This is a genomic window from Pedobacter polaris (genome assembly GCF_005116505.1).
Lineage (GTDB): Bacteria > Bacteroidota > Bacteroidia > Sphingobacteriales > Sphingobacteriaceae > Pedobacter > Pedobacter polaris.
In genome coordinates this window covers 140,674-164,843 of record NZ_SWBR01000001.1, presented here as the reverse complement: position 1 = coordinate 164,843, position 24,170 = coordinate 140,674, and the positions used below count along the sequence as shown (strand labels likewise).

The window sequence follows — 24,170 nt, the reverse complement described above, 5'->3', positions numbered from 1 at the left end:
ATTTTTGCCCACCCTGTTCTGTTAATAATATATCACCTAAACATAGTGGAAGGACATTAACAGAATTTAAACAAAATCAATTTTAAATGAAGAATACCGCATTAACAAATAAACACATTTCATTGGGCGCTAAAATGGTGCCTTTTGCTGGTTATAATATGCCCGTACAATATGAAGGCATTAATGTAGAACATGCTACGGTTAGAAACGCAGTGGGTGTTTTTGATGTGAGCCATATGGGCGAGTTTATTTTGAAAGGCGAGAATGCCTTAGATTTGATACAAAGAGTAACCAGTAATGATGCCTCTAAATTGCATGATGGGAAGGTTCAGTATTCTTGTTTGCCTAATAAAGATGGTGGTATTGTTGATGATTTACTGGTTTATCGCATAGACGAAAAAAGCTACATGTTAGTAGTTAATGCAAGTAATATAGAAAAGGATTGGAACTGGATACAACAGTTTAATACTGCCAATGTAGAAATGCATAACATTTCAGATAAAACTTCATTATTGGCAATTCAAGGTCCTAAGGCTGCAGATGCTTTACAAAGTTTAACAGCTATCGATTTAGCATCGATGGAATATTATACTTTCAAAAAAGGCACTTTTGCGGGTGTAGATAACGTAGTTGTTTCGGCAACTGGTTATACTGGTGCTGGTGGATTTGAGATTTATTTCGAGAATGAACATGCTGACCAAATGTGGGATGCAATTTTTAAAGCTGGAGCAGAATATGGCATTAAACCAATTGGTTTGGCTGCTCGTGATACTTTACGTTTAGAAATGGGTTTCTGTTTATATGGCAATGATATTGACGATACAACTTCGCCAATTGAAGCGGGTTTAGGATGGATTACTAAATTTACCAAACCTTTTACCAATGCAGAAGCTTTACAAGCGCAAAAAGAAGCAGGCGTTAGCCGTAAGTTAATTGGTTTCGAAATGATTGATAGAGGTATTCCTCGTCATGATTACCCAATTGTAGATGCAGAAGGAAATGTGATTGGTAAAGTTACTTCGGGCACACAGTCTCCATCTTTACAAAAAGCGATTGGTATGGGATATGTAACCAAAGAACTGGCGAAAGAAGGCACGGAAATCTTTATTGATATTAGAAATAACAAGGTTAAGGCAAAAATAGTTAAGTTTCCATTTTATAAGTAATGTTAAGGGTTGTGGGTTACAGGTTATGGGTCTAAGTGCCTAGCCTTGCAACTCGCAACTCATAACTCACAACCCAATTATGTCTAGAACAATTGAAGTTTGCCTTACACCTGCCTTGTTGCACCTTTACAATATTGAAAATAGTATTGTAGTGGTAATTGACATTTTAAGGGCAACATCATCTATTACTTACGGTATTGATAATGGGGCAGAAGCAATTATTCCCGTTGCACACGTAGAAGATTGCTTGGCTTATGCTGATAAAGGTTTTTTACTGGCTGCAGAGCGAAATGGGGAAGTGGTTGCTGGTTACGATTTTGGGAATTCTCCATTTTCTTACACGAAGGAAAAAGTTGGAGGCAAAACAGTAGTTTTAACTACTACAAATGGCACTAAGGCTTTGCATATGGCACAAGAAAGAGCGCATAAAGTGTTGATTGGTTCTTTTTTAAACTTAACGTCTTTATGCAACTGGTTAAAGGCTCAAGATAAAAACGTGTTATTGCTTTGTTCTGGCTGGAAGGATAATTTTAACTTAGAGGATACCTTATTTGCAGGTGCTGTTGTTAATGTTTTACGAAATGATTTTACACATAGTGATGACGCTTGTGTAGTTGCCGAAGACATGTATTTAATGGCTAAGGATGATCTTAGAAGTTATCTACATAAATCGTCTCATAGCCACAGGTTGGCAGCATTGAATATTGAGGAAGATGTACAGTTTTGCTTGAGGTTGGATTTGTGTACAGCTATACCTGTTTTGGAAGGGACTAGGTTAGTGGCCAGCCCCCTAACCCCCTAAAGGGGGAATTAGTAAGGCGGGAATGTATGATGTAAAAGCCATATAATTAAAATCAACTCCTCAAGATATATTATATTACTATAGTTTTAAGTTTATCAACTCAGCTTGCTATAATGTATGAACGCCGGAAAGGAAAAGCCCCTTTAGGAGTTTGGGGTTTAACCTTTTAACAATTCTTGAAAAGTCTCACTATTTTTAATTGCTCTTAAAGCTTCTTCATGAGCTAACCAATAAATAGTCTCTGCCTTTTTCATGTCAAAAGTGCTAATTTCTCCCATTCCTTGGGGTTCAATCATTAAATCACAAAATTTAGCTTTGCGTTCCATATCATGGTTGATAGACATGATACCTGCTCTTTGCATTAAGCTTGATATTTTGGTAATCTTATCAACAGGTTTTAAATGGTTACAAGATGAGCCAATAATGTAATCGCAATTGTTAAGTAAAGGTTCTACAGGAAAGTTGTTTAAAATCCCACCATCTACGTACATGTGATTTTCTATCATGATAGGTTTAAAAATTCCTGGAATGCAACTTGATGCCAATATAGCTCTGATTAATGGTCCTTTAGTGAAATAAACCAAATTGCCCTCACTAAAATTTGTTGCACAAATAGTTAATGGAACTTTAAGGTCTTCGATTTTATCATGAGGGAAGTAATCTTTTAAAATCTCTCTTACATTTTCAATGTTAATCAATCCTAAAGAGCCTAATGCAGGTCGGATAAAGCGCAATAATTTGGTTTTGATAAATATGTTTAAACCTTCTTCTGGATCTATACCAGCTGCATAAAAAGAGCCTGCAATAGAACCTGCACTTGTACCACTAACATGGCTAAATTCGATACCTAAATTTGTAAAAGCTTTTAATATCCCTAAATGGGCAATGCCTCTAATACCACCCCCTGAGAGTACGATACCGATTTTCTTTTTTTCTTTTAATGGTTTCATTGGTAGATTTAAATTGCAACATTGTTATTTGCGAATTGTCAACTGCAAACTGTTTATTGGCTCTCTTTAGGTTTGTATTTTGATTTAGTCAATATTTTTTGTGCATCGGTTTCTGCCATTAATTGCTGTAAAGTTATTTCAGGATTTTCTGACATGTATTTCTTTACAATTTGCCAACCCACATAAAAACCAAGTTTTGGTGCAGATTCCTTTTTGTTCCCGATGCCAAGTGTAAAAGGTCCATCAGTTATAAAAACCTGAATTTTCTGCAAATCACTCTGGTACAATAAGTCATTTTGCAAGAATAAACCCCAAATGTTTCCTTCATAATTTTTACACCATTCTAGCTGCTTGCTGGTATAACCAATTTTAACAGAATCAGCGGTGTTCTCTGGCAAAACCTGATCTAGGAAATATAGAATTTTGCCATTATAAATCATTTTAGACAATAGGTTTTGATCTTCATCTCGTTCTAAAAAAAGCTCTTCTCTGGCAAATACTTCATTTATTCGGGGAACGATATAGTCTGGAGTAAAACGTCTGGAAGCATACATGGGTACATTTTGAACAATGGCTGGATAGAACTTACTGTTCGCTCCTAGAAACATATCCAAGCCAATACCCATATAATCATCGGCTAAAATTACTTGATAAGCAAATCCTGATAAGTAAGAAATAAATTTTGGAACTTTTGTATTGGGATAATAATGTTTAATGTATTTAAAACTCTCACTTAAGTCTTTTTCTACTTTTGTAAGATTTGGATAAACACTATCAACCTCTTTATTTAAATCTGTATAAGCTTGGTCTTTGTATAGGATGGATAATACTTCTGTTCCTTTTAATTCGGGTGTGCCAACCATTTTATGGATAAAATCGTTGTAAAAATTACCATATTTATTATTCAATAAAAAATCAGTTTGAAGCAGATTTTTATTTTTGCCATTATATAAATCTTGGTCAAAACGTTGAACTTTTATAGCTAGTTTGATGTTACTAATGTCTGGCCTTTTATCTTGCTTGCAAGAAAAAATTGTTATTATACAAATAAAAAATAGATAGATTTGAAGATGTTTAACGTTATAGTTCATTGATATCAAATATAAATACATTAACATGAAAAAAACAGTAACCGCAATACTATTCATACTTTTTACACTTAACTTATATGCTCAACAAAATGCTGGCCCTAATTATGGCTTTAGACTTGGCTTAACTGCCCATCCAACATTTGGATTTATCAAAGCTGAAGGAGGTAAAGGTAATGGCGTTAATTTGGGGTTTTCTTATGGTTTAATAGGAGATTTTAACTTTGCAGAGAACTATAGCTTTTCAACAGGATTAACCATTACAACTATTAACGGTAAAAGCACAGAAATTAATCCTTCACAATATTTACTACTAGGTAGCGCTCCAACTTCAGCCTATGATATAAAATATATGATGCAATATGTTGAAATACCACTGACGATTAAGCTTAAAACTTCTGAAATAAATGGCGTGCGTTGGTTTGGTCAGTTTGGGTTATCTAATGATATTAGAATAAGCTCAAGAGAAGATGCAAAAACTGGAAATACTGTGGTTTCAGAAGATGTAAATTCATCAGACTGGACAAGATTTTATAGAGCAGGCTTAATTATTGGTGGTGGTGGTGAATTTAATGTAGGTGGTAAAACTAGTATCATGGCAGGAGTTACATTAAACAATGGCTTTACAAATATTACAACAAATAGTTATACTGTTAAAAATCATTATGTAGCCTTAAATTTGGGTGTTTTCTTTTAAGGAAGCAAAGAGACTAAAGCAGAAGATAAAGACGAGATAAAAATGAAAATAGCACTTGCCCAATTGAATTACCATATTGGTAATTTTGAAAAAAACACTAAACACATTATTGAAAATATTGCTTTAGCAAAAGCTAAAGGAGCGGATATTGTGGTATTTGCAGAATTGGCAATTTGCGGTTATCCACCTCGTGATTTTTTAGAGTTTGCAGATTTTATATCCCTTTGTGATGAAGCTGCACATGAAATTGCAAAACATTGTATAGACATTGCTTGTATTGTTGGCTTACCTATTAAAAATGAAATTTTAGCCGGTAAAGATTTATACAATGCTGCTTATTTTATTGCTGATGGCAAGATAAAAGAAATTACTAAAAAGGCATTGTTGCCAACTTACGATGTATTTGACGAATACAGGTATTTTGAACCACACAATGAGTTTACTTGCATAGATTTTAAGGGTAAAAGAATAGCTTTAACCATTTGTGAAGACCTTTGGAATATCAATGATAATCCTTTGTATGTTTCCTGCCCGATGGATGAATTAATTAAACAATCACCTGATTTGATGATTAATATTGCTGCTTCACCCTTCAATTATCGCCATGATGAAGATCGAATTCAAATTCTTTCTGATAATGCCAAAAAGTACAAATTGCCTTTGTTTTATGTAAATCAGGTTGGTGCACAAACTGAAATTATATTTGATGGTGGGTCTTTAGTTTTCGATGAAACGGGAGCAGTAAAGGCCGAAATGAAATATTTTGAAGAAGATCTGCAGGTATTTGATTTAGATGAAGTACAAAATGTAAAGAATAAATATCCAGCAGCAGAAAGGGCTGATGATATTTCTCAAATTCATGATGCTTTAATTCTCGGTATCCGAGATTACTTTAAAAAATCTGGTTTTACAAAAGCTGTATTAGGTCTCTCTGGAGGAATTGATTCTGCAATTGTTTGTGCCTTAGCTTGTAAAGCTTTAGGTGCAGAGAATGTAATGGCTGTTTTAATGCCTTCGAAGTACTCGTCAGATCATTCTATTAAAGATGCCTTAGACCTTGTAAATAACATTGGATGTAAACATGAAATTGTTGAAATAAAAGAGGCGGCAAGTGCATTTGATAACATGTTAGCTAAACCTTTTACTGGCTTAGCCCCAAATTTAACCGAAGAAAATATTCAGGCTCGTTGCCGTGGAATTATCTTAATGGCAATGTCTAATAAGTTTGGCTATATTTTATTGAACACTTCTAATAAAAGCGAGTGTGCAGTAGGGTATGGAACACTTTATGGAGATATGTGCGGAGCAATTGGTGTAATAGGAGATGTTTATAAAACTCAAGCCTTTCAATTGGCAAGATATATCAATAAGGATGGAGAAATTATTCCGGAAAATACAATTGTTAAACCTCCATCTGCAGAATTGAGACCAGATCAAAAAGATTCTGATTCGTTGCCAGAATACGATATTTTAGATCAAATTTTATTTCAGCATATAGAATTACAAAAAGGTTCTAAAGCTATTATTGCCCAAGGTTTTGATGAAGCCCTTGTATCAAGAGTTTTGAAAATGGTTAATCAGGCAGAATTTAAACGTTATCAAACCCCACCAATTTTGAGGGTTTCGCCGAAGGCTTTTGGTATGGGCAGAAGAATGCCCATTGTTGGAAAATATATGGATTAATCTTAGCGTTACTTTAACATATTTGTAGAGAATATTTTTTAGAAATTACCATTAAACAATAAAGCCAGACTAAGTCTGGCTTTATTGTTAATTAGCTTTCTTTTGCAGGATCATTACCATTTAACTCATCCCACTTGTCTTCTGCTTTGTCTTTTAGTGCTGAAAGCTTAATCTTAGCTTCTAAGGCTAATTGTTTTGCCTCTTCGCTTAGTTCGTCCCACTTGTCTTCAGCCTGATCTTTTAATACTTCAAATTGATCTTCCGCTTTGTCTTTTATTTCTTCAAATTTTTCTGATAAGTTATCGAAGAAACCTTTTTCTTCTGCTGGTTTTTGATTTTCAGTTGACATTATATTAATTTTTATAGGTGAAATGTAAATATAAAAAATAAATTATAATTTAACTAATTGATTTATAGATGTTTAAACATGTTTTTTTGCTTTACCGAATGGATGATAAGTATGCTAATTCCTATCATAATTGAAACATCTGCTAAATTAAAAATGCCAGTTCTAAATAGACCAAAATCCATATGTAAGAAGTCTGTAACAGAACCATATAAAAGTCGGTCTATTACATTTCCTATGCCTCCGCCTATTAGAAAGCATAAACCAATCTGCATAATTTTTGGCAAATCATTTTTAAAAAGTAAATAGAATAGCCCATAACCTAATACAAAAACAGGTAAAATGCTTAAAAGGATAAATCTAACTGCTTCTGGTAAGTCGTTGCCCGCACTTAAGAACGCGCCTGTATTTTCTACTTTTGTTAAAATAAAATGATTTTTAATGATGTTAATTTGCTCATCATATCCAATTTTGTCTCTCACTATTATTTTAGAAACCTGATCGCAACCAATATTTAGGGCGACCATAATTAGCAATAATATGAAGCGCAAGTTTTTTCTATTTTTCATTTTAACGAATGATGTCTGCATCTACAGGGATATAATTTAAATGTCTACTTAACGACATGATTTGGCCCTTATGATGAAACTCATGCGTGATAACATGAGTAAATAATGTTAATGGGCTAATTAGAGATACTTCTCCATTTTTTATAATTTCGATTGGTCTGTTATAATCATTCTCAAACTTAACGATAAAGTCTGCTATATAAATATCTATACTTCTAAAGTAGGCTAAACATTCTTCAATGTTTTTAAAGTTATTAAATTCAAAAATTAGAATTTCTTTTCCTAGAGCTCTTTGACCAATCCAACTTGCATAAGTATCACAAATATGAACAAGTAAATTACGAATAGATCCTCTTCCAAAGCTGCTGTTTTCAGTTAATAAATCAGACTTGCGTATTGTTTTAAGGTACTCAATAAGTGTATTTCTTGAAGAGAGAACTAATTCATATTGTTGTTTAAGCAATTCTTTCATATTATTTTCTAATCCATTTTCTATAAGGTATAATGAGCGCTAAAATAAAACCTAATATGGAGGCTATTTTAGCTAAATAATCACCATTGTTTACGTAAGTTGTAATCGTATCATTTAAATTAATATCTTGTTTCAAAGCAGCTCGTGTCCACCATGTAGATTTTTGAGTAATGTCTCCTCTCTGGTTGATAAACCCAGAAATTCCGGTATTAGCAGAACGGACCACCCATCTACGAGTTTCAATTGCTCTTAGCTTAGCATATAATAAATGTTGATCTTTACCAGATGTATTGCCCCACCAACCATCATTGGTGATAATGGCTATAAATTGGGCGCCATTTTTAACAGATTCTGCTACCCAACTTCCCCAAATAGATTCATAACAAATTACTGGAGCAACTCCAACTCCACTTTGTGAATAGAAAACATCAGGATTTTCTTGCCAACCCCATCCAGAAACACTACCCCCAAGCTTATCAAATACTGGAGCAATGAAAGAGAAAACTTTAGGAAATGGTAGCTTTTCTGCACCGGGAACGAGCTTAGATTTGTGGTAAAATTTTACTTCAGCAGAATTTTCAATCTGTAGTGCAGAGTTATAATTGTCATAAAATCCTCCTTTAGAATTTACTTTTGCGGAGATTGTTTTTTTATCATCATAAAACCTAACACTTTCAATACCTGTAATTAATGTGCCGTTTTTGTATTTGCTTAAAAATTGTTGGGCTTGTAAAAAATCTGGATTACTTCTTATTGTGTTTTCATCAGCATATCTGGGGATAGCAGTTTCTGGCCAAATAAAGTATTCAGTATTGACTTGGGCTACAGAATCTGATAGATGAGTTAAAATTCTAAGCTGTTCTGAAGAAGAAATATTCCCATATTTCTCATAAGGATCAATATTAGGCTGAACAGTAACTACATTTATAGGCACTGATTTTTCTTCATAACTGTAATAAGTATATAACGAAAATACTATAGGTACTGATACAGCTAAAAGCCAATAAGTAATCGATTTAATAGGTTTTGACTCTTTTTTAATCCAAGTTTTGTAAACTTCGAAAGCTAAAATATTGCTTAATAAAATCCATACAGAACCACCATAAACACCAGTGTATTCATACCATTGTGCCAATTGGTGCATGCCGGCGAAACCATTGCCTAAAGTCATCCATGGAAAAGCTAGATCCCAACTTTCATGAAGGTATTCCATTGACACATAAAAACAAATGAGGCCAACATAAGCAACTATTGGCGATACTTTAGATTTTAATCTATAGTACAACCAGAAAGCAAAAGTCATTAGTAAGGCACCTAGACCGTATGGAATAAGTGAAACAAAAAAAGCTACAATTGTTCCGGTTACTCCATCATTAAATGCACTAACAGCATTAAATACCCAATAGATTGAAGCCGTATTCCATACCAAAAAAGTTAAGCCGGCTGTTAGAAAAATACGTTTACCAGTTTTCTTTTGGTTTTGGGTGATGATATTATCTAATGCAATAAATAAAGGGACTAGGCCAACTAATAACAATGGGGCCAGCCAAATATGAGGTGGCCAAGCCAACCACATTAAAAATGCACTTAGTAACGCTAGAAGATAAGTTTGTTTTTTATTCATTGTTATGTTGTCGTCATGCTGAATTGAATTGTCATCCTGAGCCTGTCGAAAGGAATTAATTGCGTTTCGACAGGCTCAACGTGACAAAACTTAATAAGATTACAAACTATCTAAAATTGCAGATTTTTTATTTTCGTATTCTTCTTGAGTAATTAATTGTTTATCATAAAGCGTTTTTAGCTTTCTCAATTTTAAAGTTGCTTCATCTTCTGACTCTTCAATTTGTGATTGAGGAACAATAACAGCTTCTTCAATTTCAATTGGAGATTGAAATACACTTTGAGTAGGCAGTGGAATATTGACAGCAGATGCTCTATTTTCTTCTAGCAATTGCTGACGAAGCATCTCTTTGTAACCTTCTAATTGTTCGTTAGCAGCTTGATGTAATTTTCTAGCTTGTATTTTTGGAATAAATTCTGTTACAATATTTTCACCATGTTGTGGTACACAAATGAATTTAGAGCCAAAAAATTCTTCCTTAAAAGACACTTCTTTAATGTTTTTCCAAGAAATGTCTTTAAAATTCATAGTTAAGCCTAAATTTCCCGGCTCACAATAAAAAATACGTTTATTGCTTATAGCAATGCTATCTGGCAACAAGTTTACCGCAGGTTTTTTTTGTACAGCTAAGTATAAAAGTTCTTCACCTGTGGTTAATAAATCATTTAATTTCCCAATTACTTTTTCTACTGCTTTTGGGTCTTGCTCGTCACTTAAAAATCTATCTATTGAAATCATTTTTTTCTTGTTTGTATTTGTCCTTATTCTTTTGTCCTTTATCCTTGCTCGCCATTTTTCCAGCAACACAAATTACGAATTCTCCTTTTAATATATTGTTTTCAAAATGTGATTTTATTTCTATAATTGTGCCACGAACAGTCTCTTCGTAAATTTTTGTTAATTCTCTACTCACAGACGCTTGTCTATCTTCTCCTAAAAATTCAGCAAATTCTTCCAAGGTTTTTAATAATCGATGCGGGCTTTCGTAAAAAATCATCGTTCGCTCTTCATCTGCCAATAATTTTAAACGTGTTTGCCTCCCTTTTTTAACAGGAAGAAATCCTTCAAAAACAAACTGATCACTTGGTAAACCAGAATTAACCAAAGCTGGAACGAAAGCAGTTGCTCCTGGTAAACAATTTACCTCGATTTCATTTTTTAAAGCTTCCCGAACTAAAAAAAAGCCGGGGTCTGAGATAGCTGGAGTGCCTGCGTCGGAAACTAACGCTACATTTTTGCCCTCTTTTAAGAATTTGATGATTTCTGAAGTTGCCTTATGTTCGTTATGTTGGTGATGAGAATATGCTTTTTTATCAATGCCAAAGTGCTTAAGCATTGGTGCGCTTGTTCGGGTATCTTCAGCCAAAATTACATCCGCTTCTTTTAAAATACGGATAGCCCTAAAGGTCATGTCCTCTAAATTTCCAATGGGAGTAGGTACGAGATATAGTTTTCCTGTCATAGTATCAAGTATCAAGTATCAAGTATCAAGTATCAAGATTGAGAATTACGATTGAAAACTCCAAACTGAAAACTGAAAACTCTTGCTATCTTTGTAAAAAAATATAATAATGCTGCAAGTTAACTATATCCGCGAAAATAGAGAGAAAGTTTTAGAGCGCTTAAGTGTGCGTAATTTTAAACAACCTGAATTGGTAGCCCAAATCATTTCCATAGATGAAGAACGTCGCCAAACTCAAACTTCGTTAGATAATATTTCTGCAGAAGCTAACGCTGCGGCTAAACAGATTGGTGAACTGATGCGTAGTGGGAAAAAGGATGAAGCTGAAGCAATTAAGGCGCAAACATCTACTCACAAAGAAAATATTAAAACACTTACCGAAAAGCTAAATGATTTAGAAACAAATCAGCATAACTTAGTGGTTCAATTGCCAAATCTGCCTCATCATTTGGTAAAAACTGGTGCAACACCCGAAGAAAATGAAGTAGTTTTAACACATGGAGAGCCAGCTCAATTACCAATTGAGGCTAAACCTCACTGGGAATTAGCAGCTAAGTATGATATTATTGATTTCGAACTTGGTGTAAAAATAACTGGTGCCGGTTTTCCTGTTTATAAGGGGAAAGGTGCCCGTTTACAGCGTGCTTTAATCAATTTCTTTTTAGATCATGCAACGGCTGCTGGTTATAAAGAAATGCAAGTGCCTCACATGGTAAATGCAGCCTCAGGATTTGGAACGGGCCAATTGCCAGATAAAGAAGGGCAGATGTATCATTCTACAGTTGATGATTTGTATTTAATTCCAACTGCTGAAGTTCCGGTTACTAACTTATACCGTGATGTAATTTTAAAAGAAGAAGAGCTACCTATTAAAAACACAGCTTATACACCATGCTTTCGTCGTGAAGCCGGGTCTTATGGAGCGCATGTTCGTGGTTTAAATCGTCTTCATCAATTTGACAAAGTAGAAGTAGTGCAGATTGCTCATCCAGATCAATCTTATGAGATTTTAGAAGGTATGAGTGCTTACGTTCAATCGTTGTTACAAGAACTAGGCTTGCATTATCGCGTTTTGCGTTTATGTGGTGGTGATATGGGCTTTACTGCTGCCATGACTTACGATATGGAGGTTTGGAGTGCTGCTCAACAACGTTGGTTAGAAGTATCTTCAGTTTCAAATTTCGAAACTTACCAGAGTAACAGATTAAAACTACGTTTTAAAGGTAAAGAAGGTAAAACTCAATTGGCACACACTTTAAATGGAAGTGCTTTGGCATTACCACGTATCGTAGCCTCAATTTTAGAAAATTATCAAACTGAAAATGGAATTGTTATCCCAGAGGTATTGAGGAAATATACAGGGTTTGATATAATTGATTAATCTGAATCGTCATTCCCGCAAAAGCGGGAATCTTAAAGCGATACAAAATAACATTAAGCATTAAGATACACAATCCAGTTGGGTATGACGGGACACATATTAAACGAAAAAGGCCCTCGAAATTTATTCGAGGGCCTTTTCTTATGATAGGATTGTGTTTTCTTATAAAATTAAGATCAATAATAAGATGATGACAATGATAGCGCCAACAGATAAATAAACGCCTCCAGACAAAGCACGGGCTTTATCTTTCATTTCTCTTAACTCTTTACGTAAAGCTTTTTTCTCTACTCTAGTTAAGTTAGATTTATCCATGTTACGGATTTCTTCAACTCTGTTTACGATTTTGTCAAATTGAGCTCTTTGCTCAGCTGTAAGCTCTGTTTTTGGCTCAACTTTGTCAGCTGCCATAACGGTATTAGTACCAATTGCTAACGTAAAGATTAGGACTAAAGAGTAGATAAATTTTTTCATGTTATTTTTAGTTAAGGTTAATTATTGATGTATAAACAAAAAACCTACCAAGAAGTTTGGTAGGTCTTAAAAATGTAATTTAATTTTTATTAATTGGTTATTTAATCTCAAAAACTGTGTTTACAGTAAAACTGAGCTTTATTTTTTTGAAATCAATTTCTGGAGCAGCAGCAACAGCATCAGCCATTTCTGCTTTCAACATGTAGTTTCTGTATACAGGTTGTACTACATTGTCGCCACCATCTTGTATTTCAATTACTCCACCAAGCTTTTCACCAAGTGCAGTAACCATATAGGTTGCTTTATCTCTTGCTGCTAATAAAGCTTTAATTTTAAGCTCTTTTTTTAGTGTTTCCATTTTGCTATAATCATAGCTTTCAATGTTTGTGCTTGCAATTCCTTTAACGTCAATGGCGCCCATAATTTCATTAAACTTGTTAAGATCGCTCACTTTTAATCGGTATTGTTTGCTTGCTAAAAAATCAGGGTTTTTCTTTTTTTCCGTAGCATAGTTGTAGCTTGATACATTGTTGATCATCAAATCTTCTTTTGCAATTCCAGCTTTTAAAACAGCATTATAAAGTTGATTTTCTAATTCTGTAATCTCTACTCTTTTTTTACTGTTATTGTCTTTCAAATATTCTTTTAAAGAAATACCGATGTAGATAATGTCTGGTGTAACTTCAGTTTCTGCTGAACCACTTACATTAATCTTCTTTCTTAAATCTACTTGTTGAGCCATGGCACTTACACTAAATAAGGCAACGAAGGCTAGTGTTATTAAATTTTTCATATATTTTCTTTTTGTGTGTTTAGTTTAGATGTAAAAATCATACCAATTCCACAGCACCAATTTTATGTTTGCTTTTTAAATGCCCTAAAGCTCACATAATCAAAAGCTTAATTTTAAGAAAAAGTTTGTAATTTTTTAAAAAAAAGCAGTGGGGGTGCTACTATTATAGGATGGCCCTTCTTTCCGCTAAATCTTTTCGCAAGAGCTCAAAGGATACCGCTCCAATAAGGTTTAGGGACGAGGGCTATTGCTGCTATCAAAGAGAGTACGTCATTCCCGTGCATACGGGAATCCTAAAGCACTAAGTGTTTCATTTACCTATTCAATCGCATTAAGATACCCAATCGAGTTGGGTATGACGCACAATAGAATTAAAGTCTGTTTTTAATCCAATCTTCTTTATCCACCTGATAAACAAAATTAGTTTTTACAGGTTCGCCATAATAGGCAACTTCAATCTGATCAATTTTTTTAGCCCCTAATTTTTCTATTGCTTTCTGAGATCTAAAATTGGTCTCGCCAATATGTAAAATTATTCTCTCTACAAATTGAAATGCATAATCAAACATTAATTTTTTTAAGGCTTTATTATGTCCTTTGCCCCAATAATCTCTTCCAATAAAAGTATAACCAACTGCTACAGAACTATTTTCTTCATCTAATTCATAATATCTTGAGCTGCCAACAACATTCCCATTTTCTTTTTCAGTAACCAGAAACGCACCCTTAGATTCCATTGCACCTTTAAAGAAGTTGTGAAAAACCTCTCGCTGATACCTGTTCTTATTTGGATGTTGTTCCCAAATTAATGGATCTGAAGCAATATTAAATAAGTGTTCAAAATCATCTTCATGTAAAGGAACAATCTTGATCAACTCATTTTCAAGCGTTGGTTGTAAATCGAAATTCATCTAATAAAATTAATAATCAATATCCTTGTGGGTGTGGTTTAAGGATTTAAATAATTGTCTTCGACTACGCTCAGACTGACATAACTAAATTGTAGAGAAAGCTTACATTATTATTTACTAAGCTTTTTAATGGGCTTTAAAAGCAACTTTTTAAATTCAACTTCAGAGCCTTCTGCTTGTAGCGCAATCTGACCTTTATCAACTGTACAATTTGTGCCTGAATTTACTAAAACTCCATTTACCCAAACCTTTACCGAATTTTTATAACATTCAATTACCATGGTATTCCATTCACCTAAAGGTTTTTCGCTGTCATCAGTAAGGTTTTTAATTCGCCTGGCTTTATTCGCGTTAACTCCCCAAGTTTCTTTTGGCCCTCTTCTAGCCTCCATATCCGGAACGGTAATGTCTTCTTCAATACACCAAAAATCACCGGCATCTTTATGTTGCATTTGCACTTCTAAAGATTTTGGGAACATTCCATATAAAGCTCTTGGTGTAGAGGCATGAACTAACACTCCACAGTTTCCTGGTTTGCCAGCAAAACGATACTCAACTTCTAAACGATAATCTTGATAAACAGCATCTGTAATTAAATGCCCTCTAGGCTCACCTAAGCTAACTAACATCCCATTTCTAATAATGAAAGCATCAGGTGTTTTTGGATCTTTATCTTTTGCGGGAACATCAGCATGCCAGCCAACTAAACTTTTTCCATCAAACAGGCTTTTCTGTTGAGCAAAGGTTGTAGATACATTAATTAAAAGCGTTAAGGCAAGAATTGAGATTAAATGTTTCATCAGTTTTTATATTGGTTACGTAACCAAATATAATCATCTAAAATAAAAAACCTCACAACAATTGTTGCAAGGTTTTATAAAATCGTAATTCGTATATCTACAATTGTAAATCTAATTAATCTTCAACAGTTTCGTTATTGATTCCAATTTCGTCTCTTACCTCTTCCTTAAAATATCTTTTTTGGAAAATTAAAATGGAAATTACACCTACTGAAATCGCAGCATCCGCCAAGTTAAAAACTGGACGGAAAAACTCAAATGATTCATTTGCCCAAATTGGAAACCACGATGGGAATGTGCCTTTAATGATTGGAAAGTAAAGCATATCAACTACACGACCATGAAATAAGCTTTCGTACTTATAAATTACACCATAAAATACAGAGTCGATAATATTACCCAGAGCTCCTGCAAAAATTAGAGCCACATTTAAAATCAAACCTCTATGATATTTACGTTTAATTAAATAATGTAAGCCATAACCAATACCAGCAACTGCTATAACTCTAAATAAAGATAATGCAAGCTTTCCGAATTCGCCTCCGAACTCCAAACCAAATGCCATACCATTATTTTCAGTAAAATGAATAATGAACCAGTCGCCTATAATCTTAAATTCTTGCTGCAGGCTCATATTGGTTTTAACCCAGGTTTTCGAAACCTGATCTGCAATTAGCACTAAAAGTATAAGTATCAAGGGTTTAGTATAGCCTTTCATTAACCTTGTTTCAATTTAGCTTCCATGCTTAACGTTGCATGAGGTACAGCACGTAAACGTTCCTTTTGGATCAATTTTCCAGTTTCTCTGCAAATACCGTATGTTTTATTTTCAATACGAACCAAAGCAGCTTCTAAATTGTCAATAAATTTTTTCTGACGAGCAGCTAATTGGTTAATTTGTTCTTTTTCTAAAGTTGCAGAACCATCTTCTAATGTTTTGTAAGCACCAGAAGTATCTTCAGTACCATGAGAATTTGGATTGCTTAGAGATGAAGTAAGAGAAAGAAATTCTTCTCTTGAACTTTTTAATTTTCCTTGGATCAGCTCTTTAAACTCTTTCAATTCGCTATCTGAGTAGCGGGTTTTTTCAGTTTTTTCCATATTATTTTTATTGTTTGGCAATCAAAATTTGTAGTTCAACATCTTCGATTACTATTTTGTTTCCTTTAATTGATTTATCTGTTAGCATAATATCGTCTGCTAAAATTTCGGCACAAATGTATGCTTTGTTTTGCATTACTGCAGGGGTTATTAAATTATCTTCTTGTAAACTTACTGTAATACGATCCGTCACTTCAAAATTCAACTCTTTTCTTAGATTTTGGATACGGTTAATTAGTTCACGAGATAAGCCTTCTAACTTTAATTCTGTAGTAATTGTAACATCAAGTGCAACAGTTAGATTGCCCATATTTGTTACTTGCCATCCAGGAATATCTTCTGCAATGATTTCAACATCCGAAAGTAGAATTGCGTATTGGGTATTAGGTATTGCAATTGTGCCTTCTTTCTCAAAGGCTACAAGTTCTTCTTGAGTGATATTGTTAATCGCTTCAGCAACTAATTTCATATCCTTACCAACTTTTGCTCCTAAAGCTTTAAAATTTGGTTTGATTTTCTTTTTAATGAACCCAGCTGTATCTTTTATAAAATCTACTTCCTTTATGTTAGTTTCCGATAAAATTAAATCTTTAACCAACTCAACTTTAATTTGGAAATTATCATCTAATACTGGAATAAGCACTTTTGCCAACGGTTGTCTAACATTGATACCCATTTTCTTGCGAAGTGATAATACCATTGAAGAAATATTCTGGGCCAATTCCATTCTTTCATTTAAGTCGTAGTCGATTAAAGTTTCATCAACTTCATCCCAAATTGTTAAATGCACAGATTTTGCACTGTGTACTTTTGGATTTGCCTCTGTTAAATTTTTATATAACCAATCTGCAAAAAACGGCGCTACAGGGCTCATTAATTGTGAAACGCTCATTAAACAAGTAAACAAAGTTTCATAAGCAGCCTTTTTATCTGCTGTCATTTCACCTTTCCAGAAACGACGACGAGATAAACGGATATACCAATTACTTAAATGTTCATCTACAAAAGTTTGGATTGCTCTTGATGCTTTTGTAGGCTCATAAGCTTCATAACTTTCATCAACCTCTTTTATCAAAGTTTGTAGCAATGATAAAATCCAGCGGTCCAATTCGCTTCTGTTGCCAATAGGAGTTTGATTTTCTAAATCAATTTCAAACTTGTCGATATTTGCATAAAGCGCAAAGAAAGAATAAGTATTGTAAAGTGTTCCGAAGAATTTACGACGAACTTCATCTAATCCTTCTAGACTGAATTTCAAGTTGTCCCAAGGTGATGCATTACTAATCATGTACCAACGAGTAGCATCAGCACTATAAGTGTTTATGGTAGTAAATGGATCAACTGCATTGCCTAAGCGTTTAGACATTTTGTTGCCGTTTTTGTCTAATACCAAACCGTTAGAAACAACATTTTTATAAGCAACTCCTAAGTTATTTACATGTTTGTTAATTGCTTTAATTTCATCACTGCTTTCACTTAACATTACCGCAATTGCGTGTAAAGTGAAAAACCAACCACGAGTTTGATCTACACCTTCGGCTATAAAATCTGCTGGATATGCATTTTCGAATTCTTCTTTATTTTCAAAAGGGAAGTGCCATTGTGCATATGGCATAGCGCCGCTATCAAACCAAACATCAATAAGGTCTAATTCACGAGTCATCTTTTCGCCCTTAGCAGATACCAAAATTACATCGTCTACGTATGGGCGGTGCATATCTTTTAATTCAAAACCAGCAGGCATAAAACCGGCATCAATTGATTTTTTGATTTCTGCATTCAGTTCTGCAATAGAGCCGATGCATTTTTCTTCTAAGCCATCTGTTGTACGCCAAATTGGTAAAGGTGTACCCCAGTAACGAGAACGAGATAAGTTCCAATCTACCAAATTCTCTAACCAATTACCAAAACGGCCTGTGCCGGTAGCTTCAGGTTTCCAGTTAATGGTTTTATTTAATTCTACCATTTTCTCCTTAACAGCTGTAGTTTTGATAAACCAACTATCCAATGGATAATATAAAACTGGTTTATCTGTACGCCAACAGTGAGGATAGGTGTGAACGTATTTTTCTACTTTAAAGGCTTTGTTTTCTTCTTTTAATTGGATAGCAAGTTCAACATCAACAGATTTTTCTGGAGCTTCACCTTCGGTATAATATTCGTTTTTAACGTATTTGCCTCCATAATTGCCACCTAATGATGCGATGAATTTTCCTTGTAAATCTACCAAAGGAACAGCATTGCCTTTCTCATCTAACACCAACATTGGTGGTATCTCTGGCGTTGCTAATTTTGCAACTCTAGCATCATCAGCACCAAAAGTAGGAGCGGTGTGAACAATACCGGTACCATCTTCTGTGGTTACGAAATCTCCAGCAATTACCCTAAAAGCATTCTCTGGGTTTTGGTAAGGAAGCGCATAAGGCAATAATTGTTCATATTTGATGCCTACTAAAGCATCGCCTTTATATTCTGCTAAAATGCTATATGGTATTTTTTTATCTTCTGCTTTGAAGTTGTTAAAATCTTCATCAGCGGCTGCTAAAAAATATTTACCAGCAAATTGTTTGCCCACTAATGCCTTAGCCAAAATAACTTGGACTGGTTCAAAAGTATATTGATTGAAGGTTTTAACTAAAACATAATCAATTTTTGGTCCAACGGTTAAAGCTGTATTACTCGGCAATGTCCAAGGTGTGGTTGTCCAAGCTAAAAAGTGAACTGTTCCAAATGCTTTTAAAGCTGCGGGCAGTGTACTTTCAATAGCTTTAAACTGAGCAACAATCGTAGTATCACTCACATCTCTGTAGGTGCCCGGTTGGTTTAATTCGTGAGAACTTAATCCAGTTCCTGCAGCAGGAGAATAGGGTTGTACGGTATAACCTTTGTATAATAATCCTTTTTCGTAGAACGATTTTAAAATCCACCAAAGGGTTTCTATATATTCATTGTGGTAAGTAACGTATGGATTTTGTAAATCAACCCAATAACCCATTTTTTCGGTTAGGTCATTCCATACATCAGTATAACGCATTACTTCTTCCTTACAAGCAGAATTATATTCTTCAACAGAAATTTTCTTACCTATATCATCTTTAGTAATGCCTAATTTTTTTTCAACTGCTAGTTCAATTGGAAGGCCATGGGTATCCCAACCGCCTTTACGTTTAACTTGATAACCTTTAAGGGTTTTGTAACGGCAAAAAATATCTTTAATAGCACGAGCCATAACATGGTGAATACCAGGCATTCCGTTTGCAGAAGGTGGGCCTTCGTAAAAAGTAAAAGGTTTGGCTTTTGAGCGAGTACTGATACTTTTTTCAAAGATCATTTCCTCTTTCCAAAACTTAAGTATTTCTTCTCCTATTTTAGCTAGTTCTAAAGTTTTAAATTCCCTATACATCAATCAAGTATCTTCAAAATTAAAGGATGCAAAGTTAAGGTTTTGGAATGAATTTTAGTAGTTTTATGGGGTAAATTGTTTTATGGATAAAAGACTTAAAATAGGCCTTGCATTTATGATTGCGGCAGTAGTACTAATGCCTGTTGCAATTTTGCTTAAAAATACCAATCAGGTGGCAACAGTTGGCATGCTCATTTTTACCATGTTGTTAGAACTTATTGGTTTAATCTTTGTTATTATAAGTATAATAAAACGCAGAAAAGTCTAAAGCTCAACGTTATGATTAAAGTATTGAAATTGCAAAAAGCAGTATTAGCCATTATTCTTGGCATAGTAGCATTAGTTATTGCACAAATTATGAGCAGTAATCGTGTTACAGGAAGTAGCTATGTTTTAGGACTTTCTGGTTTCTTATTAATTATTGGAGCATTAATGTTTCTTTACCCAATTTTATTTGCTAAAAAGGTAGATAATGAAGGTGAAGATGTTGAATTAAAGCCAATTGCTAAAACACCTACTGAAGAGCCAGACCTAGAAGGTTCTAAAACGTTATAGGTTAATTAAATGTGATCAATCTTATCTTCATTTTTAGCAATTTCTTCTGCAGGAATTAACTTACGCGGTTTCTTTTTATCTAGCCAAAGCATTAAAGCTGGTAATAAAGTTAAGTTAAAAACTAATGCCACAATTAGCGTTATTGATAGCAATAACCCCAAAACTACAGTTCCTCCAAAGGTTGAAGCGGTGAAAATCCCAAATCCAAAAAATAAGATCAAGGCAATATGTGTCATGCTTACACCTGTTTCTCTAATCGTGTCTGAAACTACTTTTATAACACTGTAATTTGTTAGGGTTAGTTCTTGTTGATATCTCGTTAAAAAGTAAATGGTTTGGTCAGAAGCTAATCCAAAAGCTATGGTAAAAATCAAAATTGTAGAGGGTTTAAGTGGAATATTAAAGAAACCCATCAACCCTGCTGTGATAACCAATGGAACTATATTTGGCAATAAAGAGATAAACATAATGCCTAAACTTTTAAACTGAGCTAAGCGTAAAAGCGAGATTAAAATAATGGCCAAGCCAATGCTTTCAAATAAATGTTTTAACAAGTAATCAGTTCCTTTAGAGAAGATAATGCTAGATCCTGTTAACTCCACATTAAATCTTTTTGGTTTAAGGATTGAATCAATTCTAGGTTTTAGCTCCAGTAGCAATTGATCCAAACGTTTAGAGCCAACATCAGCCATTTGAAAACTAACACGAGCGGTCTGTTTATCCTTATCTACAAAATTGGTGAGCATATTGCCATTCCCTTTTCCTGAGTTTGCAGCGTAAGCTAAAATAAAATTTTTCTCAATGTCTGTTGGTAAACGATAAAATGCAGAGTCGCCATTGTAAAATGATTGAGAAGCATATTTTAGCCCAGTATTTAAAGAAATAGAACGAGAGAACTCAGGATAAGAAGCTATCATACGTTCCATCTTATCAATTTTATTAAGTGTAGAAATGCTTAAAATTCCATTTTTCTTTTTGGTATCTATACTAATTTCTAAAGGCAGAATTCCTTCAAAATTCTTTTCGAAAAACTTAAGGTCGGATAAAATTTGTGAACTTTTAGGTAAATCATCAACTACATAGCCATTGATGTTTATTTTGTAGATTCCAATAAATGAAATCACAGTTAAAATAAATGTAGTTACATATATCAACATGCTTTTGTGTTGAACCAACACATCTGTTTTAACCAATAACTTATCTAAAAAGTTAGGAACGTGTGGTGTATTTGCTTTTCCTTTTGGCATTGGCAAATAGCTGAAAATTATGGGAATTAAGCATAAACACATTAACCATGTGAACATTACATTTAATGCTGCAACACTTCCAAATTGCATAAGTAATTCACTCCCTGTAAAGTATAAAACGCCAAAACCAATTGCTGCGGTTACATTTGCAATTAATGTGGTAACGGCAATTCTTTCGATAGTTATGCTTAATGCTTTTTGTTTATCGCCATGTTTTTTAAGTTCTCCATGATACTTATTGAGCAACAAAATACTATTAGGAATACCAATAATTACAATCAATGGTGGAATTAGCCCTGTTAAAATGGTAATCTCATATCCGAATAAAACTAAGGTTCCAATACTCCAAATCACGCCCATAACCACAACTAGGATAGGGAAGAAAACTGCATAAAAACTCCTAAAGAAAATTAATAAGATTAAAGCAGAAACTAAGATGGATAGACCAAGAAAAAGCACAAATTCATTAGAAACTAATTTGCTAGTGGCAGTTCTAATAAATGGTAAGCCAGATTTATGAACTTGAATATTTGTGCTTCTTGCAAATGCATCAGCCTTTGCTTCTATTTCTTTTAATATTGGATTTCTTTCAACTGAGTTTAGGATTTTTGAATCAAAAGTTATGGCCATTAATGTGGCATTACTTTTTTTATTTAATAATAACCCATCGTAAAACGGCATTGCAAAAATTTGATTTTTTAAAGAATCCATTTCAGCATCGCTTTTTAACAAGCCAGCTGGAATTGGACTAACTACAAATTTTTGATTTACGGTATCCTTTTGAAGTTCAAAGAGTTTCCCAATTGATAAAACACCTTTTATTCCTTTGAGTTTTTGTATTTCGTTAGACAGTTGAACCCATTTATTGTAATTTTCTTTTTTGTAAATGGCTGGACTTTGAATACCTAAAACCATCACACTTCCATCTTCTCCAAAAGTTTTCTTGAATGTTGTATACTTAATGAAAGCAGAGTCTGTAAGTGGTAAAATCTTACTTCCAGCATATGAAAGCTTTAAATTTATGGCATGATATGCCATAAAAATTGTAACAACTAAAAAGAAAATGATAATTAATATTCGGTTTTGAAGAATAGCTCTGGAGAGTTTAGCCCACATAATCAACTGCTTTTTTTAAAAAGTAAAGAAACTACAAAAATGGGTTATTGCAAAATCTAAGCCTATAATTGTGTTAGTTAAACAGTAAATGAACTTTAATTGTTTGTTAAATAAGAAGATGCAATTACGATTTCATAAATTTGATGTAGTTTTAGCCAAACATGAACCTATCAGAACTTTACCAATCAAAAAGCAAATAAGCAAAATTATGATAACCTTATTGCCCTTGAAAACAGATTTATACCTATGAAAAAGTTTTTGAAAAGTTTTGTCTACTCTTTTAAAGGATTAACTTATGCCTTTAAGACCCAGCTAAGCTTTAGGGTGCATTGCCTCGCTACAATTTTAGTTATTCTCTTGGGCTTGTATACTAAACTCAATTCTTCTGAGTGGTTATGGATAACTGTTGCAATTGCTCTAGTTGTTGTTTTGGAGTTGATAAATACTGCAATAGAAATTTTGGTAGATCTGGTATCTCCCCAACAAAATTCTAAAGCAGGAGCAATTAAAGATGTTGCGTCTGCTGCTGTTTTGGTAGCTGGAATAATGGCTTTAGTTATTGGTTTAATTATTTTTGTTCCGAAGTTTATTTAACAAATGCTGTATAAAGTACGTGGAATTGTATTAAAAACAACATTGTATAGTGAAGGCAGTGTTATTGTTCAGGTTTTTACCGACAAGTTTGGCATACAATCTTACCTAATTAATGGAGTGAAAAAGCCTAGGGCTAAGATACCGATGAATATTTTACAGCCTTTGCATTTGTTGGATATGGTAGTTTATCACAAAATAAATACCCAAGTTCAACGTGTTGCAGAAGCAAGGCCGTCTCCGGTTTTTAGATCTATTCCTTATAATGTTATAAAAAACACAATTGTTCAGTTTTTAAATGAGGTGCTGTATAAAAGTATCCGCCAGCAGCATACTGATGAAAATTTGTTCGATTTCATTTACAATGCGATTAGTTGGTTTGATGAAAGTGATGAGCCAGCAGTTAATTTTCATTTGGCCTTTTTGTTAAAACTATCTCGATTTTTAGGTTTCGCCCCGCATGAACAAACTCGAAGTGACCAAAAATATTTCGATTTACAAGAAGGAGATTTTAAATCTACAATGCCAATTCATCCTTATTTTATTGATAAAACTGATGCGAATTATTTTTTATTGCTCTTTTCTACTTCATTTGAAAAAATAAATGAAATAAAATTAGACAATAAGGTAAGGCGATTTTTGTTAGATAAAATATTGGTTTACTATACTTTACATACAGCTTCGTTCGGGCAAATTAAGTCACATCAAGTGTTAGAAGAAGTTCTTTCTTAAAAAAGTGAAAGTTTTTTTTGCAAAACTGTAATAACACACTATATTTGCAATCCCAAAACGAAGGAACATTATTAGTTTTAACGTTGAGGAAACCAAAAGGGAAATTAGCTCAGCTGGTTCAGAGCACCTCGTTTACACCGAGGGGGTCGGGGGTTCGAACCCCTCATTTCCCACCAAAAGCCTTAGAGAAATCTAAGGCTTTTTTTT

The 24,170-nt window shown here is 33.8% G+C and carries 25 protein-coding genes and 1 tRNA gene; 10 read left to right on the top strand and 16 right to left on the bottom strand.

What is annotated here, in order from left to right:
- Positions 1 to 86: 86 nt before the first annotated feature.
- The gene (gene gcvT, locus FA048_RS00775) at positions 87 to 1,166 is read left to right on the top strand and encodes a glycine cleavage system aminomethyltransferase GcvT (protein ID WP_136838097.1); all 1,080 of its coding nucleotides are present in this window, start codon (positions 87 to 89) and stop codon (positions 1,164 to 1,166) included.
- A gap of 79 nt (positions 1,167 to 1,245) precedes the next feature.
- Positions 1,246 to 1,968, top strand: coding sequence for a 2-phosphosulfolactate phosphatase (locus FA048_RS00770; RefSeq protein ID WP_136838096.1), 723 nt, complete (start codon positions 1,246 to 1,248; stop codon positions 1,966 to 1,968).
- A 158-nt stretch (positions 1,969 to 2,126) separates the two neighbouring features.
- On the opposite strand, the gene FA048_RS00765 is transcribed toward FA048_RS00770, so the two are convergent.
- Both FA048_RS00765 and gldB read right to left on the bottom strand, forming a co-directional pair.
- Positions 2,127 to 2,918, bottom strand: a complete 792-nt coding sequence (locus tag FA048_RS00765) for a patatin-like phospholipase family protein (protein ID WP_136838095.1) — start codon at positions 2,916 to 2,918, stop codon at positions 2,127 to 2,129.
- 53 nt (positions 2,919 to 2,971) lie between these two features.
- Positions 2,972 to 4,009: a gliding motility lipoprotein GldB gene (gene gldB / locus FA048_RS00760; protein WP_136838094.1), complete on the bottom strand. Its 1,038-nt coding sequence runs from the start codon at positions 4,007 to 4,009 to the stop codon at positions 2,972 to 2,974.
- A 25-nt stretch (positions 4,010 to 4,034) separates the two neighbouring features.
- Here gldB and FA048_RS00755 point away from each other — a divergent pair, with 25 nt between their 5' ends.
- Together FA048_RS00755 and FA048_RS00750 are read left to right on the top strand one after the other, a co-directional pair.
- Positions 4,035 to 4,703, top strand: coding sequence for a porin family protein (locus FA048_RS00755; protein ID WP_136838093.1), 669 nt, complete (start codon positions 4,035 to 4,037; stop codon positions 4,701 to 4,703).
- 42 nt (positions 4,704 to 4,745) lie between these two features.
- Positions 4,746 to 6,386, top strand: coding sequence for an NAD+ synthase (locus tag FA048_RS00750; RefSeq protein WP_136838092.1), 1,641 nt, complete (start codon positions 4,746 to 4,748; stop codon positions 6,384 to 6,386).
- Positions 6,387 to 6,477: 91 nt separating this feature from the next.
- Here the strand turns inward: FA048_RS00750 and FA048_RS00745 are convergent, their stop codons facing one another.
- From FA048_RS00745 to rsmI, 6 genes are all read right to left on the bottom strand, one after another.
- A complete protein-coding gene (locus FA048_RS00745; protein ID WP_136838091.1) occupies positions 6,478 to 6,735 on the bottom strand; it encodes a YtxH domain-containing protein in 258 nt (85 codons plus the stop codon).
- Between the two features lie 62 nt (positions 6,736 to 6,797).
- Positions 6,798 to 7,322, bottom strand: a complete 525-nt coding sequence (lspA, locus tag FA048_RS00740; RefSeq protein WP_225872440.1) for a signal peptidase II — start codon at positions 7,320 to 7,322, stop codon at positions 6,798 to 6,800.
- Positions 7,303 to 7,773, bottom strand: a complete 471-nt coding sequence (locus FA048_RS00735; RefSeq protein WP_136838089.1) for a DinB family protein — start codon at positions 7,771 to 7,773, stop codon at positions 7,303 to 7,305. The genes lspA and FA048_RS00735 overlap by 20 nt, the downstream gene beginning before the upstream one ends.
- A 1-nt stretch (position 7,774) precedes the next feature.
- Entirely contained in the window at positions 7,775 to 9,397 is a 1,623-nt protein-coding gene (gene lnt / locus FA048_RS00730) for an apolipoprotein N-acyltransferase (protein ID WP_136838088.1), read from the bottom strand.
- Positions 9,398 to 9,496: 99 nt separating this feature from the next.
- Positions 9,497 to 10,135, bottom strand: coding sequence for a PH domain-containing protein (locus FA048_RS00725; RefSeq protein WP_136838087.1), 639 nt, complete (start codon positions 10,133 to 10,135; stop codon positions 9,497 to 9,499).
- Positions 10,119 to 10,859 carry a 16S rRNA (cytidine(1402)-2'-O)-methyltransferase gene (rsmI, locus tag FA048_RS00720; RefSeq protein ID WP_136838086.1) on the bottom strand — a complete coding sequence of 247 codons (741 nt, stop codon included), beginning with the start codon at positions 10,857 to 10,859 and terminating at the stop codon, positions 10,119 to 10,121. The genes FA048_RS00725 and rsmI overlap by 17 nt, the downstream gene beginning before the upstream one ends.
- 109 nt (positions 10,860 to 10,968) lie before the next feature.
- On the opposite strand from rsmI, the gene serS reads away from it, so the two are divergent.
- The gene (gene serS / locus FA048_RS00715; protein WP_136838085.1) at positions 10,969 to 12,240 is read left to right on the top strand and encodes a serine--tRNA ligase; all 1,272 of its coding nucleotides are present in this window, start codon (positions 10,969 to 10,971) and stop codon (positions 12,238 to 12,240) included.
- 162 nt (positions 12,241 to 12,402) lie between these two features.
- Here serS and FA048_RS00710 read toward each other — a convergent pair whose 3' ends face one another.
- The 7 genes from FA048_RS00710 to ileS all read right to left on the bottom strand — a co-directional run bounded on the left by FA048_RS00710 (position 12,403) and on the right by ileS (position 19,722).
- Positions 12,403 to 12,714, bottom strand: coding sequence for a hypothetical protein (locus FA048_RS00710; RefSeq protein WP_136838084.1), 312 nt, complete (start codon positions 12,712 to 12,714; stop codon positions 12,403 to 12,405).
- A 97-nt stretch (positions 12,715 to 12,811) separates the two neighbouring features.
- Entirely contained in the window at positions 12,812 to 13,507 is a 696-nt protein-coding gene (locus FA048_RS00705; protein ID WP_136838083.1) for an SIMPL domain-containing protein, read from the bottom strand.
- Positions 13,508 to 13,878: 371 nt separating this feature from the next.
- On the bottom strand, positions 13,879 to 14,418 hold the full coding sequence (locus tag FA048_RS00700) for a GNAT family N-acetyltransferase (RefSeq protein ID WP_136838082.1): 540 nt from the start codon (positions 14,416 to 14,418) through the stop codon (positions 13,879 to 13,881).
- Between the two features lie 110 nt (positions 14,419 to 14,528).
- Positions 14,529 to 15,218 (bottom strand): 3-keto-disaccharide hydrolase, encoded by a 690-nt coding sequence (locus tag FA048_RS00695; protein ID WP_136838081.1) that lies wholly within the window; start codon positions 15,216 to 15,218, stop codon positions 14,529 to 14,531.
- Between the two features lie 115 nt (positions 15,219 to 15,333).
- A complete protein-coding gene (locus FA048_RS00690) occupies positions 15,334 to 15,936 on the bottom strand; it encodes a lipoprotein signal peptidase (protein ID WP_136838080.1) in 603 nt (200 codons plus the stop codon).
- A complete protein-coding gene (locus FA048_RS00685; protein WP_136838079.1) occupies positions 15,936 to 16,319 on the bottom strand; it encodes a TraR/DksA family transcriptional regulator in 384 nt (127 codons plus the stop codon). Before FA048_RS00685 ends, FA048_RS00690 begins: the two co-directional genes overlap by 1 nt.
- Positions 16,320 to 16,326: 7 nt before the next feature.
- Complete coding sequence (gene ileS / locus FA048_RS00680) at positions 16,327 to 19,722, bottom strand: isoleucine--tRNA ligase (RefSeq protein WP_136838078.1); 3,396 nt, start codon at positions 19,720 to 19,722, stop codon at positions 16,327 to 16,329.
- Positions 19,723 to 19,804: 82 nt separating this feature from the next.
- Here ileS and FA048_RS00675 point away from each other — a divergent pair, with 82 nt between their 5' ends.
- Entirely contained in the window at positions 19,805 to 19,990 is a 186-nt protein-coding gene (locus FA048_RS00675) for a hypothetical protein (protein ID WP_136838077.1), read from the top strand.
- 11 nt (positions 19,991 to 20,001) lie between these two features.
- Complete coding sequence (locus FA048_RS00670; RefSeq protein ID WP_136838076.1) at positions 20,002 to 20,277, top strand: isoleucyl-tRNA synthetase; 276 nt, start codon at positions 20,002 to 20,004, stop codon at positions 20,275 to 20,277.
- Between the two features lie 5 nt (positions 20,278 to 20,282).
- Here the strand turns inward: FA048_RS00670 and FA048_RS00665 are convergent, their stop codons facing one another.
- Complete coding sequence (locus FA048_RS00665) at positions 20,283 to 22,640, bottom strand: efflux RND transporter permease subunit (RefSeq protein WP_225872439.1); 2,358 nt, start codon at positions 22,638 to 22,640, stop codon at positions 20,283 to 20,285.
- Positions 22,641 to 22,886: 246 nt separating this feature from the next.
- Here FA048_RS00665 and FA048_RS00660 point away from each other — a divergent pair, with 246 nt between their 5' ends.
- The 3 genes from FA048_RS00660 to FA048_RS00650 all read left to right on the top strand — a co-directional run bounded on the left by FA048_RS00660 (position 22,887) and on the right by FA048_RS00650 (position 24,139).
- Positions 22,887 to 23,234: a diacylglycerol kinase gene (locus FA048_RS00660; RefSeq protein WP_136838075.1), complete on the top strand. Its 348-nt coding sequence runs from the start codon at positions 22,887 to 22,889 to the stop codon at positions 23,232 to 23,234.
- 3 nt (positions 23,235 to 23,237) lie between these two features.
- On the top strand, positions 23,238 to 23,963 hold the full coding sequence (gene recO, locus FA048_RS00655; RefSeq protein WP_136838074.1) for a DNA repair protein RecO: 726 nt from the start codon (positions 23,238 to 23,240) through the stop codon (positions 23,961 to 23,963).
- A gap of 98 nt (positions 23,964 to 24,061) precedes the next feature.
- Positions 24,062 to 24,139: transfer RNA gene (locus FA048_RS00650), tRNA-Val, on the top strand.
- Positions 24,140 to 24,170 lie beyond the last annotated feature (31 nt).